This window comes from Pseudomonas sp. FG-3G (genome assembly GCF_901007645.1).
Taxonomy (GTDB): Bacteria; Pseudomonadota; Gammaproteobacteria; order Pseudomonadales; family Pseudomonadaceae; genus Aquipseudomonas; species Aquipseudomonas rhizophila.
The window spans coordinates 116,773-131,713 of sequence record NZ_CAAKGZ010000045.1 but is presented as its reverse complement, the minus strand read 5'-3'; the positions used below and the strand labels follow the sequence as shown (position 1 = coordinate 131,713).

General features: G+C 61.7%; 16 protein-coding genes and 1 other RNA gene. 8 read left to right on the top strand and 9 right to left on the bottom strand.

What is annotated here, in order from left to right; genetic code table 11:
- Positions 1 to 137: 137 nt before the first annotated feature.
- From PSEUDOMOFG3G_RS26505 to PSEUDOMOFG3G_RS26490, 4 genes are all read left to right on the top strand, one after another.
- The gene (locus PSEUDOMOFG3G_RS26505; RefSeq protein WP_047226072.1) at positions 138 to 1,922 is read left to right on the top strand and encodes a GspE/PulE family protein; all 1,785 of its coding nucleotides are present in this window, start codon (positions 138 to 140) and stop codon (positions 1,920 to 1,922) included.
- Between the two features lie 174 nt (positions 1,923 to 2,096).
- Positions 2,097 to 3,017, top strand: a complete 921-nt coding sequence (locus PSEUDOMOFG3G_RS26500; protein WP_047226073.1) for an SPFH domain-containing protein — start codon at positions 2,097 to 2,099, stop codon at positions 3,015 to 3,017.
- 9 nt (positions 3,018 to 3,026) lie between these two features.
- On the top strand, positions 3,027 to 3,476 hold the full coding sequence (locus PSEUDOMOFG3G_RS26495) for an NfeD family protein (protein ID WP_047226074.1): 450 nt from the start codon (positions 3,027 to 3,029) through the stop codon (positions 3,474 to 3,476).
- A 65-nt stretch (positions 3,477 to 3,541) separates the two neighbouring features.
- Positions 3,542 to 3,862: a DUF2388 domain-containing protein gene (locus PSEUDOMOFG3G_RS26490; protein WP_171061308.1), complete on the top strand. Its 321-nt coding sequence runs from the start codon at positions 3,542 to 3,544 to the stop codon at positions 3,860 to 3,862.
- 176 nt (positions 3,863 to 4,038) lie between these two features.
- Here PSEUDOMOFG3G_RS26490 and gcvH read toward each other — a convergent pair whose 3' ends face one another.
- The 8 genes from gcvH to PSEUDOMOFG3G_RS26450 all read right to left on the bottom strand — a co-directional run bounded on the left by gcvH (position 4,039) and on the right by PSEUDOMOFG3G_RS26450 (position 13,085).
- Complete coding sequence (gene gcvH / locus PSEUDOMOFG3G_RS26485; protein WP_139048913.1) at positions 4,039 to 4,422, bottom strand: glycine cleavage system protein GcvH; 384 nt, start codon at positions 4,420 to 4,422, stop codon at positions 4,039 to 4,041.
- A gap of 51 nt (positions 4,423 to 4,473) precedes the next feature.
- The gene (gene gcvT, locus PSEUDOMOFG3G_RS26480; protein ID WP_047226077.1) at positions 4,474 to 5,556 is read right to left on the bottom strand and encodes a glycine cleavage system aminomethyltransferase GcvT; all 1,083 of its coding nucleotides are present in this window, start codon (positions 5,554 to 5,556) and stop codon (positions 4,474 to 4,476) included.
- Positions 5,557 to 5,706: 150 nt separating this feature from the next.
- The gene (locus PSEUDOMOFG3G_RS26475; RefSeq protein ID WP_139048912.1) at positions 5,707 to 7,323 is read right to left on the bottom strand and encodes an iron ABC transporter permease; all 1,617 of its coding nucleotides are present in this window, start codon (positions 7,321 to 7,323) and stop codon (positions 5,707 to 5,709) included.
- Positions 7,324 to 7,452: 129 nt separating this feature from the next.
- Positions 7,453 to 8,457 carry an extracellular solute-binding protein gene (locus tag PSEUDOMOFG3G_RS26470; protein ID WP_076383055.1) on the bottom strand — a complete coding sequence of 335 codons (1,005 nt, stop codon included), beginning with the start codon at positions 8,455 to 8,457 and terminating at the stop codon, positions 7,453 to 7,455.
- 242 nt (positions 8,458 to 8,699) lie between these two features.
- Positions 8,700 to 9,917 carry a 2-octaprenyl-3-methyl-6-methoxy-1,4-benzoquinol hydroxylase gene (locus tag PSEUDOMOFG3G_RS26465; protein ID WP_171061307.1) on the bottom strand — a complete coding sequence of 406 codons (1,218 nt, stop codon included), beginning with the start codon at positions 9,915 to 9,917 and terminating at the stop codon, positions 8,700 to 8,702.
- Between the two features lie 67 nt (positions 9,918 to 9,984).
- Positions 9,985 to 11,172 (bottom strand): 2-octaprenyl-6-methoxyphenyl hydroxylase, encoded by a 1,188-nt coding sequence (gene ubiH, locus PSEUDOMOFG3G_RS26460; RefSeq protein ID WP_047226081.1) that lies wholly within the window; start codon positions 11,170 to 11,172, stop codon positions 9,985 to 9,987.
- Positions 11,169 to 12,503, bottom strand: coding sequence for a Xaa-Pro aminopeptidase (gene pepP / locus PSEUDOMOFG3G_RS26455; RefSeq protein WP_047226082.1), 1,335 nt, complete (start codon positions 12,501 to 12,503; stop codon positions 11,169 to 11,171). Before pepP ends, ubiH begins: the two co-directional genes overlap by 4 nt.
- Before the next feature lie 27 nt (positions 12,504 to 12,530).
- Positions 12,531 to 13,085 carry a YecA family protein gene (locus PSEUDOMOFG3G_RS26450; protein WP_047226083.1) on the bottom strand — a complete coding sequence of 185 codons (555 nt, stop codon included), beginning with the start codon at positions 13,083 to 13,085 and terminating at the stop codon, positions 12,531 to 12,533.
- Between the two features lie 127 nt (positions 13,086 to 13,212).
- Here PSEUDOMOFG3G_RS26450 and PSEUDOMOFG3G_RS26445 point away from each other — a divergent pair, with 127 nt between their 5' ends.
- From PSEUDOMOFG3G_RS26445 to PSEUDOMOFG3G_RS26430, 4 genes are all read left to right on the top strand, one after another.
- On the top strand, positions 13,213 to 13,422 hold the full coding sequence (locus tag PSEUDOMOFG3G_RS26445) for a TIGR02449 family protein (RefSeq protein WP_030138125.1): 210 nt from the start codon (positions 13,213 to 13,215) through the stop codon (positions 13,420 to 13,422).
- Positions 13,419 to 13,736 (top strand): cell division protein ZapA, encoded by a 318-nt coding sequence (locus PSEUDOMOFG3G_RS26440; protein WP_047226084.1) that lies wholly within the window; start codon positions 13,419 to 13,421, stop codon positions 13,734 to 13,736. Before PSEUDOMOFG3G_RS26445 ends, PSEUDOMOFG3G_RS26440 begins: the two co-directional genes overlap by 4 nt.
- A gap of 30 nt (positions 13,737 to 13,766) precedes the next feature.
- A non-coding RNA gene (gene ssrS, locus PSEUDOMOFG3G_RS26435) (6S RNA) lies at positions 13,767 to 13,946 on the top strand.
- Between the two features lie 116 nt (positions 13,947 to 14,062).
- Positions 14,063 to 14,668, top strand: coding sequence for a 5-formyltetrahydrofolate cyclo-ligase (locus PSEUDOMOFG3G_RS26430; RefSeq protein ID WP_047226085.1), 606 nt, complete (start codon positions 14,063 to 14,065; stop codon positions 14,666 to 14,668).
- A 36-nt stretch (positions 14,669 to 14,704) separates the two neighbouring features.
- On the opposite strand, the gene PSEUDOMOFG3G_RS26425 is transcribed toward PSEUDOMOFG3G_RS26430, so the two are convergent.
- On the bottom strand, positions 14,705 to 14,851 hold the full coding sequence (locus PSEUDOMOFG3G_RS26425; RefSeq protein WP_092395219.1) for a hypothetical protein: 147 nt from the start codon (positions 14,849 to 14,851) through the stop codon (positions 14,705 to 14,707).
- Positions 14,852 to 14,941: the final 90 nt, after the last annotated feature.

The window sequence follows — 14,941 nt, the reverse complement described above, 5'->3', positions numbered from 1 at the left end:
CCGGCAAGAATTCGAAACGCATTGGTCGGGTAGTGGCCCAACGGTCCATAGTGTCGGGACTATTCTTTTGCAGACCGAGCGAGGACGCCGAAGCGTCTGTATCGCGGCTTTGCTGCAATTGTCCAATAGGAACCCGCATGTCCACCAAACACGCCACTCAGGACCGCTGGCTGGACCTCAATGATCTGCTGCGCCAATTGGTCGCCCAGGGCTTCATCAGCCAGGACTGCGCCGAAACCGCACTCAATGCGCGCCGGCGCCATAGCGCCAGCGCCCAGTTGCACCCACTGGAGTTCATCGCCAACCAGCATCTGGACGATCTCAGCCGCCCCGGCAAGCGCCTGGACCTGGAAAGCCTGACCCTCTGGCTGTCGCAACAGGCCGGCCAGCCCTACCTGCGCATCGACCCGCTGAAAATCAACGTGGCGGCCGTCACACCACTGATGTCCTACGCCTTTGCCCAGCGCCACAAGATTCTCGCGGTGGCTGTGGACCGCGACGCGGTCACGGTGGCCAGCGCCCAGCCTTACGTCAGCAGTTGGGAAGCGGACCTGACCCATGTACTCAAGCTGCCGATCCAGAGGGTCGTTGCCAACCCGGTGGATATCCAGCGCCTGAGCGTGGAGTTCTATCGCCTGGCCAAATCGGTCAGCGGCGCCACTACGGTCGACCAGCAACCGAGCAACCTGAGCAACTTCGAACAACTGCTCAACCTGGGCGCCAGCGATCAGGAGCCGGACGCCAACGACGCCCATATCGTCAACATTGTCGACTGGCTGTTCCAATACGCCTTCCAGCAACGGGCCAGCGATATCCACATCGAACCGCGTCGCGAGCAGGGCACGGTGCGCTTTCGCATCGACGGGGTGCTGCACACCGTCTATCAGTTCCCGCCGCAGGTGACGATGGCGATCATCAGTCGCCTCAAGAGCCTGGGGCGGATGAACGTCGCGGAAAAGCGCAAGCCCCAGGACGGCCGGGTCAAGACCAAGACTCCGGACGGTGGCGAAGTGGAATTGCGCCTGTCGACGCTGCCCACGGCGTTTGGCGAAAAAATGGTCATGCGGATCTTCGATCCCGAAGTACTGCTCAAGGACTTCGACCAGCTCGGCTTCTCCGCCGATGACCTGCGCCGCTGGCAAGACATGACCCGTCAGCCCAACGGCATCATCCTGGTGACCGGCCCGACCGGTTCGGGCAAGACCACCACCCTCTACACCACCCTCAAGAAGCTGGCCACGCCAGAGGTAAACCTTTGCACCATCGAGGACCCGATTGAAATGGTCGAGGCGTCCTTCAACCAGATGCAGGTGCAGCACAACATCGACCTGACCTTCGCCGCCGGCGTGCGTGCGTTGATGCGGCAAGACCCGGACATCATCATGATCGGCGAGATCCGCGATCTGGAAACCGCTGAAATGGCGATCCAGGCGGCGCTCACCGGACACCTCGTCCTCTCGACCCTGCACACCAACGATGCACCGAGCGCCATCAGTCGCTTGCTGGAGCTAGGCGTGCCCCATTACCTGATCAAAGCCACGGTGCTCGGCGTCATGGCCCAGCGCCTGGTACGCACGCTGTGCCCGCACTGCAAGGCCCCTCTGACCCTGGATGAAGACGATTGGCAGACCCTGACACGCCCCTGGCAGGCCCCGTTGCCGGCCAATGCCCAACAGGCCGTCGGCTGCCTGGAATGCCGTGACACCGGCTATCGCGGCCGCGCCGGGGTCTACGAAATCATGCAATTGACCGACAGCGTCAAAGGCTTGATTCACCCCGACACCGACCTGCTGGCGGTGCGTCGCCAGGCATTCAAGGAAGGGATGCGCAGCTTGCGGTTATCGGGCGCACAAAAAGTCGCCGCCGGGCTGACGACCGTTGAGGAAGTCCTGCGCGTGACCCCGCAGAGCGAGCAGAAGTAGCTGTGGGGAGAGGCTGTGGGAGCAAGGCTTGCCCGCGATGAAAATGACGCGGTCTCCCAAGGAAGCAAGGCGCCTGCATCGCGAGCAAGCTTTGCTCCCTCTGAGTGATGACAATGGCCGTTTGCCCTACACTCAGGGCGCGCAAGTCATTTTCAATCAGAACAGGGAACAGTCATGCAGATCGGTAGCGTACTTTTACTTTTTATCGGCCTCGTGGTCGCCATTCTATTCATGGGCTTCAAGGTCGTGCCCCAGGGCTACCAATGGACTGTCGAACGGTTCGGCCGCTACACCAACACCCTCAAGCCCGGCTTGAACATCATCATCCCAGTGATGGATCGCATCGGCCGCAAGATCAATGTCATGGAAAGCGTACTGGACATCCCACCTCAGGAAGTCATTACCGCCGACAACGCCACGGTACAGATCGACGCAGTGTGCTTCTTCCAGGTGGTCAACACGGCCCAGGCAGCCTACGAGGTCAACAACCTCGAGCACGCGATCCGCAATCTGCTGCAAACCAATATCCGCACCGTGTTGGGGTCCATGGAGCTGGACGCGATGCTGAGCCAGCGTGATGGCATCAATGAAAAACTGCTGCGCACTGTCGATGAAGCTACAGCACCGTGGGGCATCAAGATCACCCGGATCGAGATCAAGGACATCAGCCCACCGGCCGACCTGATGGCCGCCATGTCAGGGCAGATGAAAGCCGAACGCATCAAGCGTGCCCAAATCCTGGAAGCCGAGGGCTTGCGAGCGTCGGCGATTCTCACCGCCGAGGGCAAGAAGCAGGCGCAGATCCTCGAGGCAGAGGGCAGCCGCCAGGCCGCGTTCCTGGAGTCCGAGGCCCGCGAGCGTCAAGCGCAAGCCGAAGCGCTGGCCACCCAGGTGGTATCCCAGGCAATCGCAGACGGCAACGTCCAGGCCGTGAACTACTTCGTCGCGCAAAAATACATTGATGCGCTGGGCCGCCTGGCGTCGGCCAACAACAGCAAAGTGATCCTGATGCCGCTGGAAGCCAGTCAGGTCATCGGAGCGGTTGGCGGCATCGGTGAGATCGTCAAGGCCACCTTCGACAGCAAGAAAGCCTGAGGCGCCAATATGTGGGTGTTCCTGCAACAACTATCGTACTGGGACTGGCTGGCGCTGGGCGTCATCCTGCTGATCCTCGAAGTGTTTGGCGCCGGCGGCTACCTGCTGTGGATCGGCATCGCCGCCGCCGCGGTCGGCGTGCTCACGTTCATCCTGCCCCAGATGCCGTGGGAAATGCAGTTCCTGTTATTCGGCCTTTTCGCCATCGCGACAGCACTGTACTGGTGGCGACGCCAGCGCAGCGCAGTGCGCCAAAGCGATCAACCGCTCCTGAACCTGCGCGGGCAGGAACTGATCGGCAAGGTCTTTCAGATTCATGAAGCGATTATCGATGGACGCGGCAAGATCAAGGTGGCGGACAGTGTCTGGCTGGCCAAGGGGCCCGAGTCGCCCGTGGGCACGCGGGTCAGGGTGGTGGCACAGGAAGGCGCGGTGCTGCTGGTAGAACGGGCTGACTGAGACGTCATGGAACTCAATCGAGGGGTTGGTTATCCAAAGTCATAGTTAACCCAGTGGAGTCACCTATCATGCGTCTCAAACTTGCTGTCGCGACCTTGGCCTTGCTCGCTCTTCCTGTCGGCTCGGCAATGGCCGACACGTTTTGGCGTAACGTCATCTCGTCCGGTGCAACCACCGGTTCCACCTACCTGACTTTCAAGGATAACAAGCTGATCGTCGCCGCTCAGGACGACGCCGGCAGCTTCGTTGCCAGCGACGGCGGTATCCGTGGTCCATACCTGGAAGCTGCAATGCAGAAAGTCCGTGCCGACAACCCGGGCCTGCAGGCCACCGACATGGAGCTGGCCAACGCGATCCTGGCGAAAAACGCCGTCGCCCAGGACTGATTCCAGACCGATGAAAAATGCCGCTCGATTGAGCGGCATTTTTTTGCCTGGCAATTCTCTCCAAGGCACTTAAAACCTGTGGGAGCGAGCCTGCCCGCGATGGCGGTGGATCAGTGGCAACCATATTGACTGACCCACAGCCATCGCGAGCAGGCTCGCTCCCACAGGTTTGTTGCTTATTCGCCAATAGCAGCCTTGTAGCCTGCTGCATCAAGCAGCTTGTCCAGCTCAGCCTTGTCGCTTGGCTTGAGCTTGAAGATCCAGGCCCCGTATGGATCGGAGTTCAGCAGTTCCGGTGAACCGCCCAGGTCTTCGTTGATTGCGATCACTTCGCCACTGATCGGCGAGTAGATGTCGGAAGCGGCTTTTACCGACTCCACCACACCGGCCTGGTCACCCGCGGAATAAACCTTACCGACCTCGGTCAGCTCGACAAACACCACATCACCCAGAGCTTCCTGCGCATGATCGCTGATGCCCACGGTGACCGTACCGTCAGCTTCCAGACGCGCCCACTCATGGCTTTCGGCAAAACGCAGTTCGGCAGGGATATCACTCATATTCTGTGTCCTCAAGAGAAGTGTCAGCGGTCAGCGGCCCGCCGCAAAAGGTTAAATCAGGGTTTTGCCATGGCGGACGAAGGTCGGCTTGACCACTCGTACCGGGTACCACTTACCACGAATTTCCACCTCGGCACGATCGGCGGTGGCCATCGGAACGCGTGCCAAGGCAATTGACTTGCTAAGCGTAGGAGAAAAACTACCACTGGTGATCTCCCCTTCGCCAACATCGGCGATGCGGACCACCTGATGAGCGCGCAGAACGCCGCGTTCTTCCAGCACCAGGCCCACCAGCTTTTGCTGTACACCGCCGGCCAGCTCGGCTTCCAGAGCACTGCGCCCGATGAACTGACGGCTCGCCGGTTCCCAGGCGATGCTCCAGGCCATGTTCGAGGCCAGCGGAGAAACGTCCTGGTGGATGTCCTGGCCATACAGGTTCATGCCAGCTTCCAGACGCAAGGTATCGCGAGCGCCAAGGCCGATGGGAGAAATGCCGGCGCCCACCAGATCATTGAAAAAACTCGGGGCTTCGTGGGCAGGCAGGACGATTTCCAGGCCATCTTCGCCAGTGTAGCCGGTACGAGCGATGAACCAGTCACCGTCGGCACGGCCTTCGAAAGGCTTGAGTTGCTGGATCAGTTGGCCGCGCGATTGCGAAACCAGTTCGGCAATCTTGTGCCGGGCCTGGGGGCCCTGGATCGCCAGCATTGCCAGTTCGGGGCGTTCAAGCAGGTGCACATCGTATTCACCGAGTTGTGCCTGCATCCAGGCCAGGTCCTGATCGCGGGTCGAGGCGTTGAAGACCAGCCGATAGCCGTGCTCGACCCGATAAATGATCATGTCGTCGACGATGCCGCCGCGCTCGTTAAGCATGGTGCTGTACAAGGCACGTCCCGTGTCCTGCAAGCGATCGACATCGTTGGCCAGCAAGCGCTGCAACCAGACCTTGGCCTGGGGACCGGCGACATCGATAACGGTCATGTGGGATACATCGAACACACCGCAGTCGCGACGCACCTGATGGTGCTCCTCAACCTGCGAGCCGTAATGCAAAGGCATATCCCAACCGCCAAAATCGACCATCTTCGCGCCGAGGGCGAGATGAAGGTCATACAGAGGCGTACGCTGTCCCATGGGTGTCTCCTTCCGGGCTTGGCGAAGGTGCGGACGAGCACTGCACAGCGTGAACGCCAAAAACGTTTTCAGACGCTATCAGTTGCCCGGTCCGACAGACGGACCGCACCGAATGCCGCGCATTGTAGCCGCATGATGTAGGACTGACACCTAGCTGTTTCGATGGGCCGAGCGTCGTATCAATCCGATGACCGGCAACAACCCCACCAGCACCAGGGTCAGCGCCGGTAACGCGGCCCGGGCCCACTCCCCTTCACTGGTCATTTCAAAGATCCGTACCGCCAGCGTGTCCCAGCCGAACGGGCGCATCAGCAGGGTCGCGGGCATTTCCTTGAGCACATCGACGAACACCAGCAACGCCGCACTCAAGGTGCCCGGCAACAGCAACGGCAGATACACTTTGAAAAACAGTCGCGGCCCACTGACCCCAAGGCTGCGTGCTGCTTCAGGCAAAGAAGGACGGATTCGCGCGAGGCTGCTTTCCAGTGGACCGTAGGCCACGGCCAAAAAGCGCACCAGATAGGCCAGCAGCAGGGCCGACAGGCTGCCCAACAGCAACGGTTTGCCGGCACCGCCAAGTAGCGTTGACAGGGGGATGACCAGTTCGCGGTCCAAATAACTGAAGGCAAGCATGATCGATACCGCCAGCACCGAACCGGGCAAGGCGTAGCCCAGGTTCGCCAGGCCGACACCGGCGCGAATGGGACGGGTCGGCGCCAGGCGTCGAGCGAAGGCCAACAGCAAGGCGACGCAAACGGTGACCAGTGCCGCGAGCCCACCCAGATAGAGGGTATGGACGATCAGCCCGGCATAACGCTCATCCAGATCGAACCGGCCGCGCTGCCAGAACCACACCAGCAGTTGCAGCATCGGAATAACAAATGCGCAGGCAAACACCAGGGCGCACCAGCCGCTGGCCGCCACCGCCTTGAGACCGCGCAAGTGATAAAGCGCCTTGACCCGGGGTCGCTCGTTGCTCGCCCGCTGGGCGCCTCGGGCGCGGCGTTCGCCGTAAAGCACCAGCATCACCGCCAGCAGCAACAGGCTGGCCAGTTGCGCGGCGCTGGAGAGGCTGAAGAAGCCGTACCAGGTTTTGTAGATGGCCGTGGTGAAGGTGTCGAAGTTGAACACCGACACCGCGCCGAAATCCGCCAAGGTTTCCATCAACGCCAGCGCCACGCCGGCACCAATGGCCGGTCGGGCCACCGGCAACGCCACTCGCCAGAACGCCTGCCACGGCGACTGCCCGAGCACCCGGGCCGCTTCCATCAATCCCTTGCCTTGGGCCAGGAACGCACTTCGCGCCAGCAAATAAACGTAAGGGTAAAAGACCAGGACCAGCACCAGGATCACTCCGCCGGTGGAGCGTACCCGGGGCAGGCGCAGGTCGCTGCCGAACCATTCGCGCATCAATGTCTGCACCGGACCGGCAAAGTCCAGCAGGCCCACGAAGACAAACGCCAGCACGTAGGCCGGAATCGCAAACGGCAACATCAACGCCCAGTCGAGCCAGCGTCGCCCGGGGAACTCACACAGGCTGGTGAGCCAGGCAAGGCTGACGCCCAGCAACGTTACACCGACACCCACACCGACAATCAGCGTCAGGGTGTTGCCCAACAAGCGTGGCATCTGGGTATCCCACAGGTGGGACCAGATTTGCTGATCGATGTTTTGCCAGGACAGCAGCAGGACGCTCAAGGGCAACAGCACCAGCGCGGCGATAGCAAAAACCAGAGGGTACCAGCGGCGTTGGACGGGGTGGGTCAAGGGGGAATCTCGGGGCAGTCAGCAAACGCCTATTAAACCGCAAAAAAAAGATCGCAGCCTGCGCCACCTTCTACATTGGAACGCGATCCCCTGTAGAAGCTGTCGCAGGCTGCGATCTTGAGTGCTTTTTTAGTTCCAGCCAGCGCGATCCATCAAGCGGATGGCTTCGGCCTGGCGTTTACCCGCCACTTCAACCGGCAGGGTGTCAGCCTTGAACTTGCCCCAGGCGGCGACTTCCTTGGAAGGCTCCACGTTCGGATTGGCCGGGAACTCCTGGTTCACGTCGGCAAAGATGTTCTGGGCTTCGGGCGTGGTCATCCACTCCACCAGTTTCTTCGCGGCTTCCGGGTGCGGTGCGTACTTGGTCAGGCCGATGCCCGAGAGATTGATGTGCACGCCACGGTCGGCCTGGTTCGGCCAGAACAGCTTGACCTTCAGGTCCGGCTTCTGCTGGTGCAGGCGACCGAAGTAGTAAGTGTTGACGATACCGACGTCGCACTGCCCGGCATTGATGGCTTCAAGCAGTGCCGTGTCATCGGAGAACACATCGGTGGACAGGTTCTTGACCCAGCCCTTGATGATTTCTTCGGTTTTTTCCGCGCCGTGGGTTTCGATCAAGGTGGCGGTCAGGGACTGGTTGTAGACCTTCTTCGAGGTGCGCAGGCACAGGCGGCCTTCCCACTCTTTACCCGCCAGGGCTTCATAGGTGGTCAGTTCGCTCGGTTTGACCCGGTCGGTGGAGTAGACAATGGTCCGCGCCCGCAGGCTCAGGCCGGTCCAGGCGTGGGAAGACGCGCGGTATTGGGCCGGGATGTTGGCGTCGATCACCTTGGAAGTGAACGGTTGGAGAATCCCCATCTGCTCGGCCTGCCAGAGGTTGCCGGCGTCGACGGTCAGCAACAGATCCGCGGTGGCGTTTTCACCCTCGGCCTTGATCCGCTGCATCAATGGCGCTTCCTTGTCGGTGATGAACTTCACCGAGACGCCCGTCTTTTTGGTGTAGGCATCGAAAACCGGCTTGATCAGCTCATCGATACGCGAGGAGTAGACCACTACCTCATCGGCAGCCTGGGCGGCGGTAGCGCCGATCAGGGTCAAGGCGAGGACGGACAGCAGACGCTTGGGTGCCAACATGGGAGCGGTCTCTCGATTGTTATAAGTGCGCGAATGATAAGGACTCACATTTGCCTTCTCAATCGAACAGTGTCCAGACACGTTTCAAAATGTTGCGACTATGAGAGGAGCTGTGTTTTTGCGTCCGCCATCGCGGGCAAGCCGTGCTCCCACAACAGCTCGTCCCACATTGCCCCTGTGGAAGCAAGAGCTTGTGGGAGCAAGGCTTGCCCGCGATAGGGCCATAAGCCCCAACCCATCTCTCAGACCTTGGCCAAATCCGGCAAATCCCCGGTCAACCCCAACGCCTCACGTACGAACAACGCCTTGGCCTCGGGCAGACCGTCCACCAGTTTCAGCCCGGTATTACGCAGCCAACGCACCGGCAACGGATCGGCCTGGAACAGCCGCTCAAACCCTTCCATCGCGGCCATCAGCGCCAGGTTATGGGGCATGCGTCGGCGTTCGTAGCGGCTCAGTACCTTCACGTCCGCCAGCCGTTCACCGCGCCCGGCCGCCTGCAACAGCACTTCGGCCAGGACGGCGGCATCCAGGAAACCCAGGTTCACCCCCTGTCCGGCCAGCGGATGGATGGTGTGGGCCGCATCGCCGATCAGCGCCAGCCCTTCGGCCACGTAGCGCTTGGCATGGCGCTGGCGCAGCGGTACGCACAAGCGCGAATCGGCGCTCAGCACCGTCCCCAGTTGCCCCTCGAAGGCCCGCTCCAGCTCGTTGCAGAAATCCGCTTCCTCAAGCGCCATCAACCGCTGAGCTTCGCCAGGGGTGGTGGACCAGACGATCGAGCACCAGTCGTGCAGGCCGTCGCGCTCCAGTGGCAGGAATGCCAAGGGACCGTTATCGGTGAAGCGCTGCCATGCGGTCATCCGATGAGGCCGGGCGCTGCGCACACTGGTTACGATGGCGTGGTGCAGGTAATCCCATTCCCGGGTGGCAACCCCCGTCAAGCGACGCACGGCGGAGTTCGCACCGTCGGCGGCGATCACCAGCGGTGCCCGCAGGGTGCGGCCATCGGCCAGGGTCAGCAACCAGTCATCGCCGGAGCGGCGCATCTGCTCAAGCCGCGCGTTGGCCAGCAGGCCCAGATCACAGTCATGCAGGCGGTCCAGCAGGGCATCCTGCACGACGCGGTTTTCGACGATGTGCCCCAGGACCTCGGCATGCAGGCTGGCCGCCGAGAAATGGATCTGCCCGGTGCCGCTGCCATCCCAGACGTGCATGTTGGTATAAGGACTGGCGCGCCGGGCGATAATGCCGTCCCAGACCCCAAGACGATCAAGGATCCGCTGGCTCGCCGCCGACAATGCACTGACCCGAGGTTCGAAGGCAGCCTGGGGATCGAAGGGTTTGACGCTCATCGGGCTACCGTCGAGCAACAGCACTTGCAGGCCACTACCCTGCAACGCCAGCGCCAGGGCGCTGCCGACCATTCCGGCGCCGACAATCAGCAGATCTGCACGCAATTCCATGCTTTAAGCCTGTTGTGCTGGCGACATGAGTCGCCCATGAGAAAAATGATCGAACCAAGCCTCACGCATCGGGACGCGTCCCCAACCCCATGGCCTGGCGGGCGAACCAGCGCTTGGCCGGAGGCAGCAGGTCGAGCCCCAGCAGGCCAAGGTTGCGGCCCAGGGACACCAGCGGCAGGTTGCTGCTGAACAGCCGCGTAACCTGGTCGGAAAACCCGACGGTCAGCGTCTGATCCATCCGCTGACGCTCGCGATAGGCTTGCAGCACGGCGAAATCCCCCGGCGCGCTGTCGCTGTCGAGCAAGGCGTCGGCCAGGGCCTGGGCATCGCGCAGGGACAGATTGAACCCCTGGCCGGCAATCGGATGCAGACTGTGGGCCGCGTTGCCCAGGATCGTCAGATGCGGGCGGACCTGCTCTTCGGCTTCCACCAGCGCCAACGGATAAAGATGTCGAGCGCCAACCTGTTTCAGGGTGCCCAGGCGATAACCGAACACGCCCTGCAATTCGCTGAGAAAGCTGCGCTCATCCAGGGCCGCCAGACGTTGCGCATCCATGCCCTGGCGGGTCCAGACCAACGCGCAACGGTTTTCCGGCAGCGGCAGCAAGGCCATCGGGCCGTCGTCGGTGAAGCGCTCGAAGGCCATGCCGTTGTGGGCTTCGCCGGGTGTGATGTTGGCAATCAGCGCGCTCTGGCCATAAGGTCGATTGCGCACGCCAATACCCAGCTGTTCGCGCAGGCTGGAACGACCACCGTCAGCCAGCACGGCAAGGTCGCATTCCAAGGTGGTTTCGTCATCGAGCGTCAGGCGATAGCCGCCGACCATGGGCTCCATCCGGGTGACTTGTGCCGGACAGTGCCAACTGACCACCTCGGTGTCCAACCCTTGCCACAGGCACTGGCCGAGCCAGGCGTTTTCCACCACATACCCCAGGGCCGGCACCCCTTCTTCCATGGCCGACAACCGCGCCGTGGAAAATCGCCCGCGATCAGACACGTGGATCTGCTTGATCGGCTCGGCGCGACGAGACACTTCCTGCCAGATACCCAGGCGTTGATAAATCTGCCGGGACCCGAACGACAAGGCCGAGGAACGGGCATCGTAGCTCGGCTGCCAGGCATCGCCGGGGGCGAAGGGTTCGATCAGCATGATCTTCCAACCCCGGGCCTTGGCGCCGGCTTGCAGGGCCAGGGCCAGGCTCGCGCCTACCAGGCCACCGCCGACGATCGCCAGATTGACCCGGCTCATGCCGCATCAGCCCGGGCGGCGGCCATCAGGGCCTCGATTTCGGCGACCGTCTTGGGTACGCCGTGACTCAGGATTTCACAACCGGTTTTGGTCACTACCACGTCATCCTCGATGCGCACGCCAATGCCGCGCCATTTTTTCGCTACGTTGCGGTTGTTCGGGGCGATGTAGATGCCCGGCTCCACGGTCAACGTCATACCGACTTCCAGTACCCGCCATTCGCCGCCGACCCGGTACTCGCCAACGTCGTGCACGTCCATGCCCAGCCAGTGGCCGGCGCGGTGCATGTAGAAGGCCCTGTGGGCTTCGCTGGCGATCAACTCGTCCACTTCGCCCTCCAGCAGGCCCAGGCGCACCAGCCCTTCGGTAATGACTCGCACTGTTGCTTCGTGGGCCTGGTTCCAGTGTTTGTCCGGCGCAATTTCGGCGAACGCCGCTTCCTGGGCGGCCAGCACCACTTCGTAGATCGCCTTCTGCTCGGGCGAAAACTTGCCGCTGACTGGCCAGGTACGGGTGATATCACTGGCGTAGCAGTCGATTTCACAACCGGCGTCGATCAATACCAGGTCGCCGTCCTTGAGCAGTGCGTCGTTCTGCTGGTAATGCAGGATGCAGCTGTTGCGACCCGCCGCGACGATCGACCCGTAGGCCGGCATTTTCGCCCCGCCCTTGCGGAACTCATAATCCAGCTCGGCCTCCAGGCTGTATTCGTACAACCCCGTGCGCGCGGCCTGCATGGCCCGGATGTGCGCCTGGGCGGAAATCCGCGCCGCTTCGCGCATCACCTTCACCTCTGCCGCCGATTTATACAGGCGCATGTCGTGCAGCAGATGATCCAGGGCAACGAATTCGTTCGGCGGCTGGGCACCGAGATGGGCCTTGGAGCGAATCACGTTGATCCACTCCATCAGGTGCCGATCGAATTCCGGGTTGCTGCCCATGGCCGAATACACCCGGTCACGGCCCTCGATCAGGCCCGGCAGGATGTCGTCGATGTCGGTGATGGGAAATGCATCGTCGGCGCCATAGTCACGCATCGCCCCTTCCTGGCCGGCTCGCAGGCCATCCCACAACTCCCGCTCGGCGTTGCGTTCGCGGCAGAACAGGATGTATTCGCCATGGGCCCGGCCGGGCATCAGCACGATCACCGCTTGCGGCTCGGGGAAGCCGCTGAGGTATTGAAAGTCGCTGTCCTGGCGGTAAACGTGCTCGACGTCGCGGTTGCGGATGGCAACGGCGGCGGCGGGCAGGATTGCGATGCTGTTGGGTTCCATCTGCGCCATCAGGGCCTTGCGGCGACGGCTGTATTCCGATTTCGGGATATGAATCATGGGCAGACGGTGTTCCCTTTCAAGCAATCAGTGCAAGGACGGCTTGGCGGCCGGTTCAGCGGTTTTCTTGGTTTCGGTGAACAGCAGCAATGGCGCGACCCGCAGGTACTCCATCACTTCCATGTAGTCGCTTTCACCGTCATCGGATTCTTCCAGGGCGTCCTGGACCTGAGAGATCGCCGCCAGGTCTTGCAATACTTCCTTGGCCTCGTCACTCAACGCATATTCGCGGCGGGTCAGGCCGAAGCCGGCGAGGAAGCCCTGGCACCACTGGCCCAGCGCTGCGGCGCGTTCGGCCAGCGGAGCGTCATCGGTAGGCAGCAGCAGGACGACGGTCATGTCATCGCTGGTCAACTCACCCTTGACCATTTCCTGCAGGCCGATGAGCGCATTGCGCACGTTGTCCGCCGGCTCGCCTTCCAGCAACTCGGCGGCGTCAGCCAGCCAGCCGTCGGCATCGAAGCCGGCGCCGGCGCAACTGCGCCCAAGCAACAGGCCATGCAGTTCAGCAGGCGAGACAGGATGACCGCTGGTGCTCAGCAGGGTGGCAAACGCTTGATACGGGGAATTCTGAATGGGCATGGGCAGCTAGGCGCCAGACGGCGCTATGTCTAGAATGGAGGCCTTGTATCCTACATCGACAGACTCGCCAAGACTATCAGAGGCTGTGCGACCCTATCCCCATCAGACACAATCTTCAGTGGACACAATGGAAGACACCGACCTGCAAGCGCTGATGGCCAGACTCGAATTGCTAATTGAGCGGGTCGAGCAACTTAAGAGCCAAAACGGACTCCTATTAGCTCAGGAAAAGACCTGGCGCGAGGAACGCGCGCACCTCATTGAAAAAAACGAAATCGCCCGGCGTAAGGTCGAATCGATGATTTCGCGCCTCAAGGCCCTGGAGCAAGACTCATGAGTTCAAGCAATAGCGTAACCGTGCAGATCCTCGATAAAGAATATTCGATCATCTGTCCCCAGGAAGAGCGCAGCAACCTGGTAAGCGCCGCCCGTTACCTGGACGGCAAGATGCGCGAGATCCGCAGCAGCGGCAAAGTCATCGGCGCCGACCGCATTGCTGTAATGGCTGCCTTGAACATCACCCACGAGCTGTTGCACCGCCAGGATACGCCGGACGTGCAAGTCAGCGGCTCGACCCGTGAACAGGTGCGCGACCTGCTCGATCGGGTGGATCTGGTACTGGCCACCGACCCGGACGTCAGCAAGGGCTGATTCGCGAGGCTGCCTGGGGTATACTTGCGTCACTCCCTGGGGTGCTTGCCAGTTGGTGATGTCCCTGAGCCGATACGCACAACCACGGGAGTTGCACGTTGGGGCCGGTGTGCATGTCCGCTTGACGGAAAGCCTTAACGCCCCCTGCAACTTCCACCTTGAACTTTCGGGTTCAAGGGCTAAGCCGACAGCGGTTCATCCGGGGAGCCTGATTCTCACAATGCCAGTCATCAAGACTGGCATTGTTGTGTCTGGCGCAGGCATTTCTGAGCGCGCTGTTTTGCGGTTACGCTGTGCTGTCGCCTCCGATTGCGTGAAATATCGATATGACCGAACCCGCGCTGCTGCCGCGCCCGCAACTCCGCCGCCTGCTACGCCAGGCTCGTCGCGCCCTGACACCTGCCCAGCAGCGTGAAGCCGCTCGCGGGCTCTATAGGCAACTGGCCCAGCACCCGCTGTTTCGCCGGGCAAGACACATCGCCCTGTACCTGCCCAACGATGGCGAGATCGACCCGCGCCTGTTGCTGCGCGCCGCTCAGCGCCGGGGCAAGGCCACTTATCTGCCGGTACTGAGCCCATGGCCGCAGACCAAGATGGTGTTCCAGCGCATCCGCCCCGGCGAAAAGCTGCGGCCCAATCGTTTTCGTATTCTGGAGCCGCGGATGAACATCGCCCGGCAACGCAAGGTCTGGACTCTGGACCTGGTGCTATTGCCGCTGGTGGGGTTTGACGATGCGGGAGGTCGGCTGGGCATGGGCGGTGGCTTTTATGACCGCAGCCTGGCGTATCTGGCGCGACGCAAGCAATGGCGCAAGCCGACACTGCTGGGACTGGCCCATGAATGTCAGAAAGTCGAACGGTTGGCGCAGGCGAGCTGGGACGTGCCGCTGCAGGGAACGGTCAGCGACCGGCATTGGTATATCGCGGGGTAGACGCCGCAGGGAAACAGCGGCGTCCGCTAGACCGGCTCAGCGTTTGAGCGAAGGCGCGGGCTGGGTGATTTCCATCGGTGTATCGGTCTTGCTGGCCCACAGACTCTGGGCGTATCCCGTGGTAACGACCCCCAGGCCGAACAGAATGACCAAGATCCACAACAAATCCGGTTTGCGTTTCATCGATTGCCCCCCTCAAGGCATATCACACACGATGACAGCAGCGGTTTTCTTATTGGCCGTGCAGCAGCGTAAAGCTTGGAAGGCCGGCAT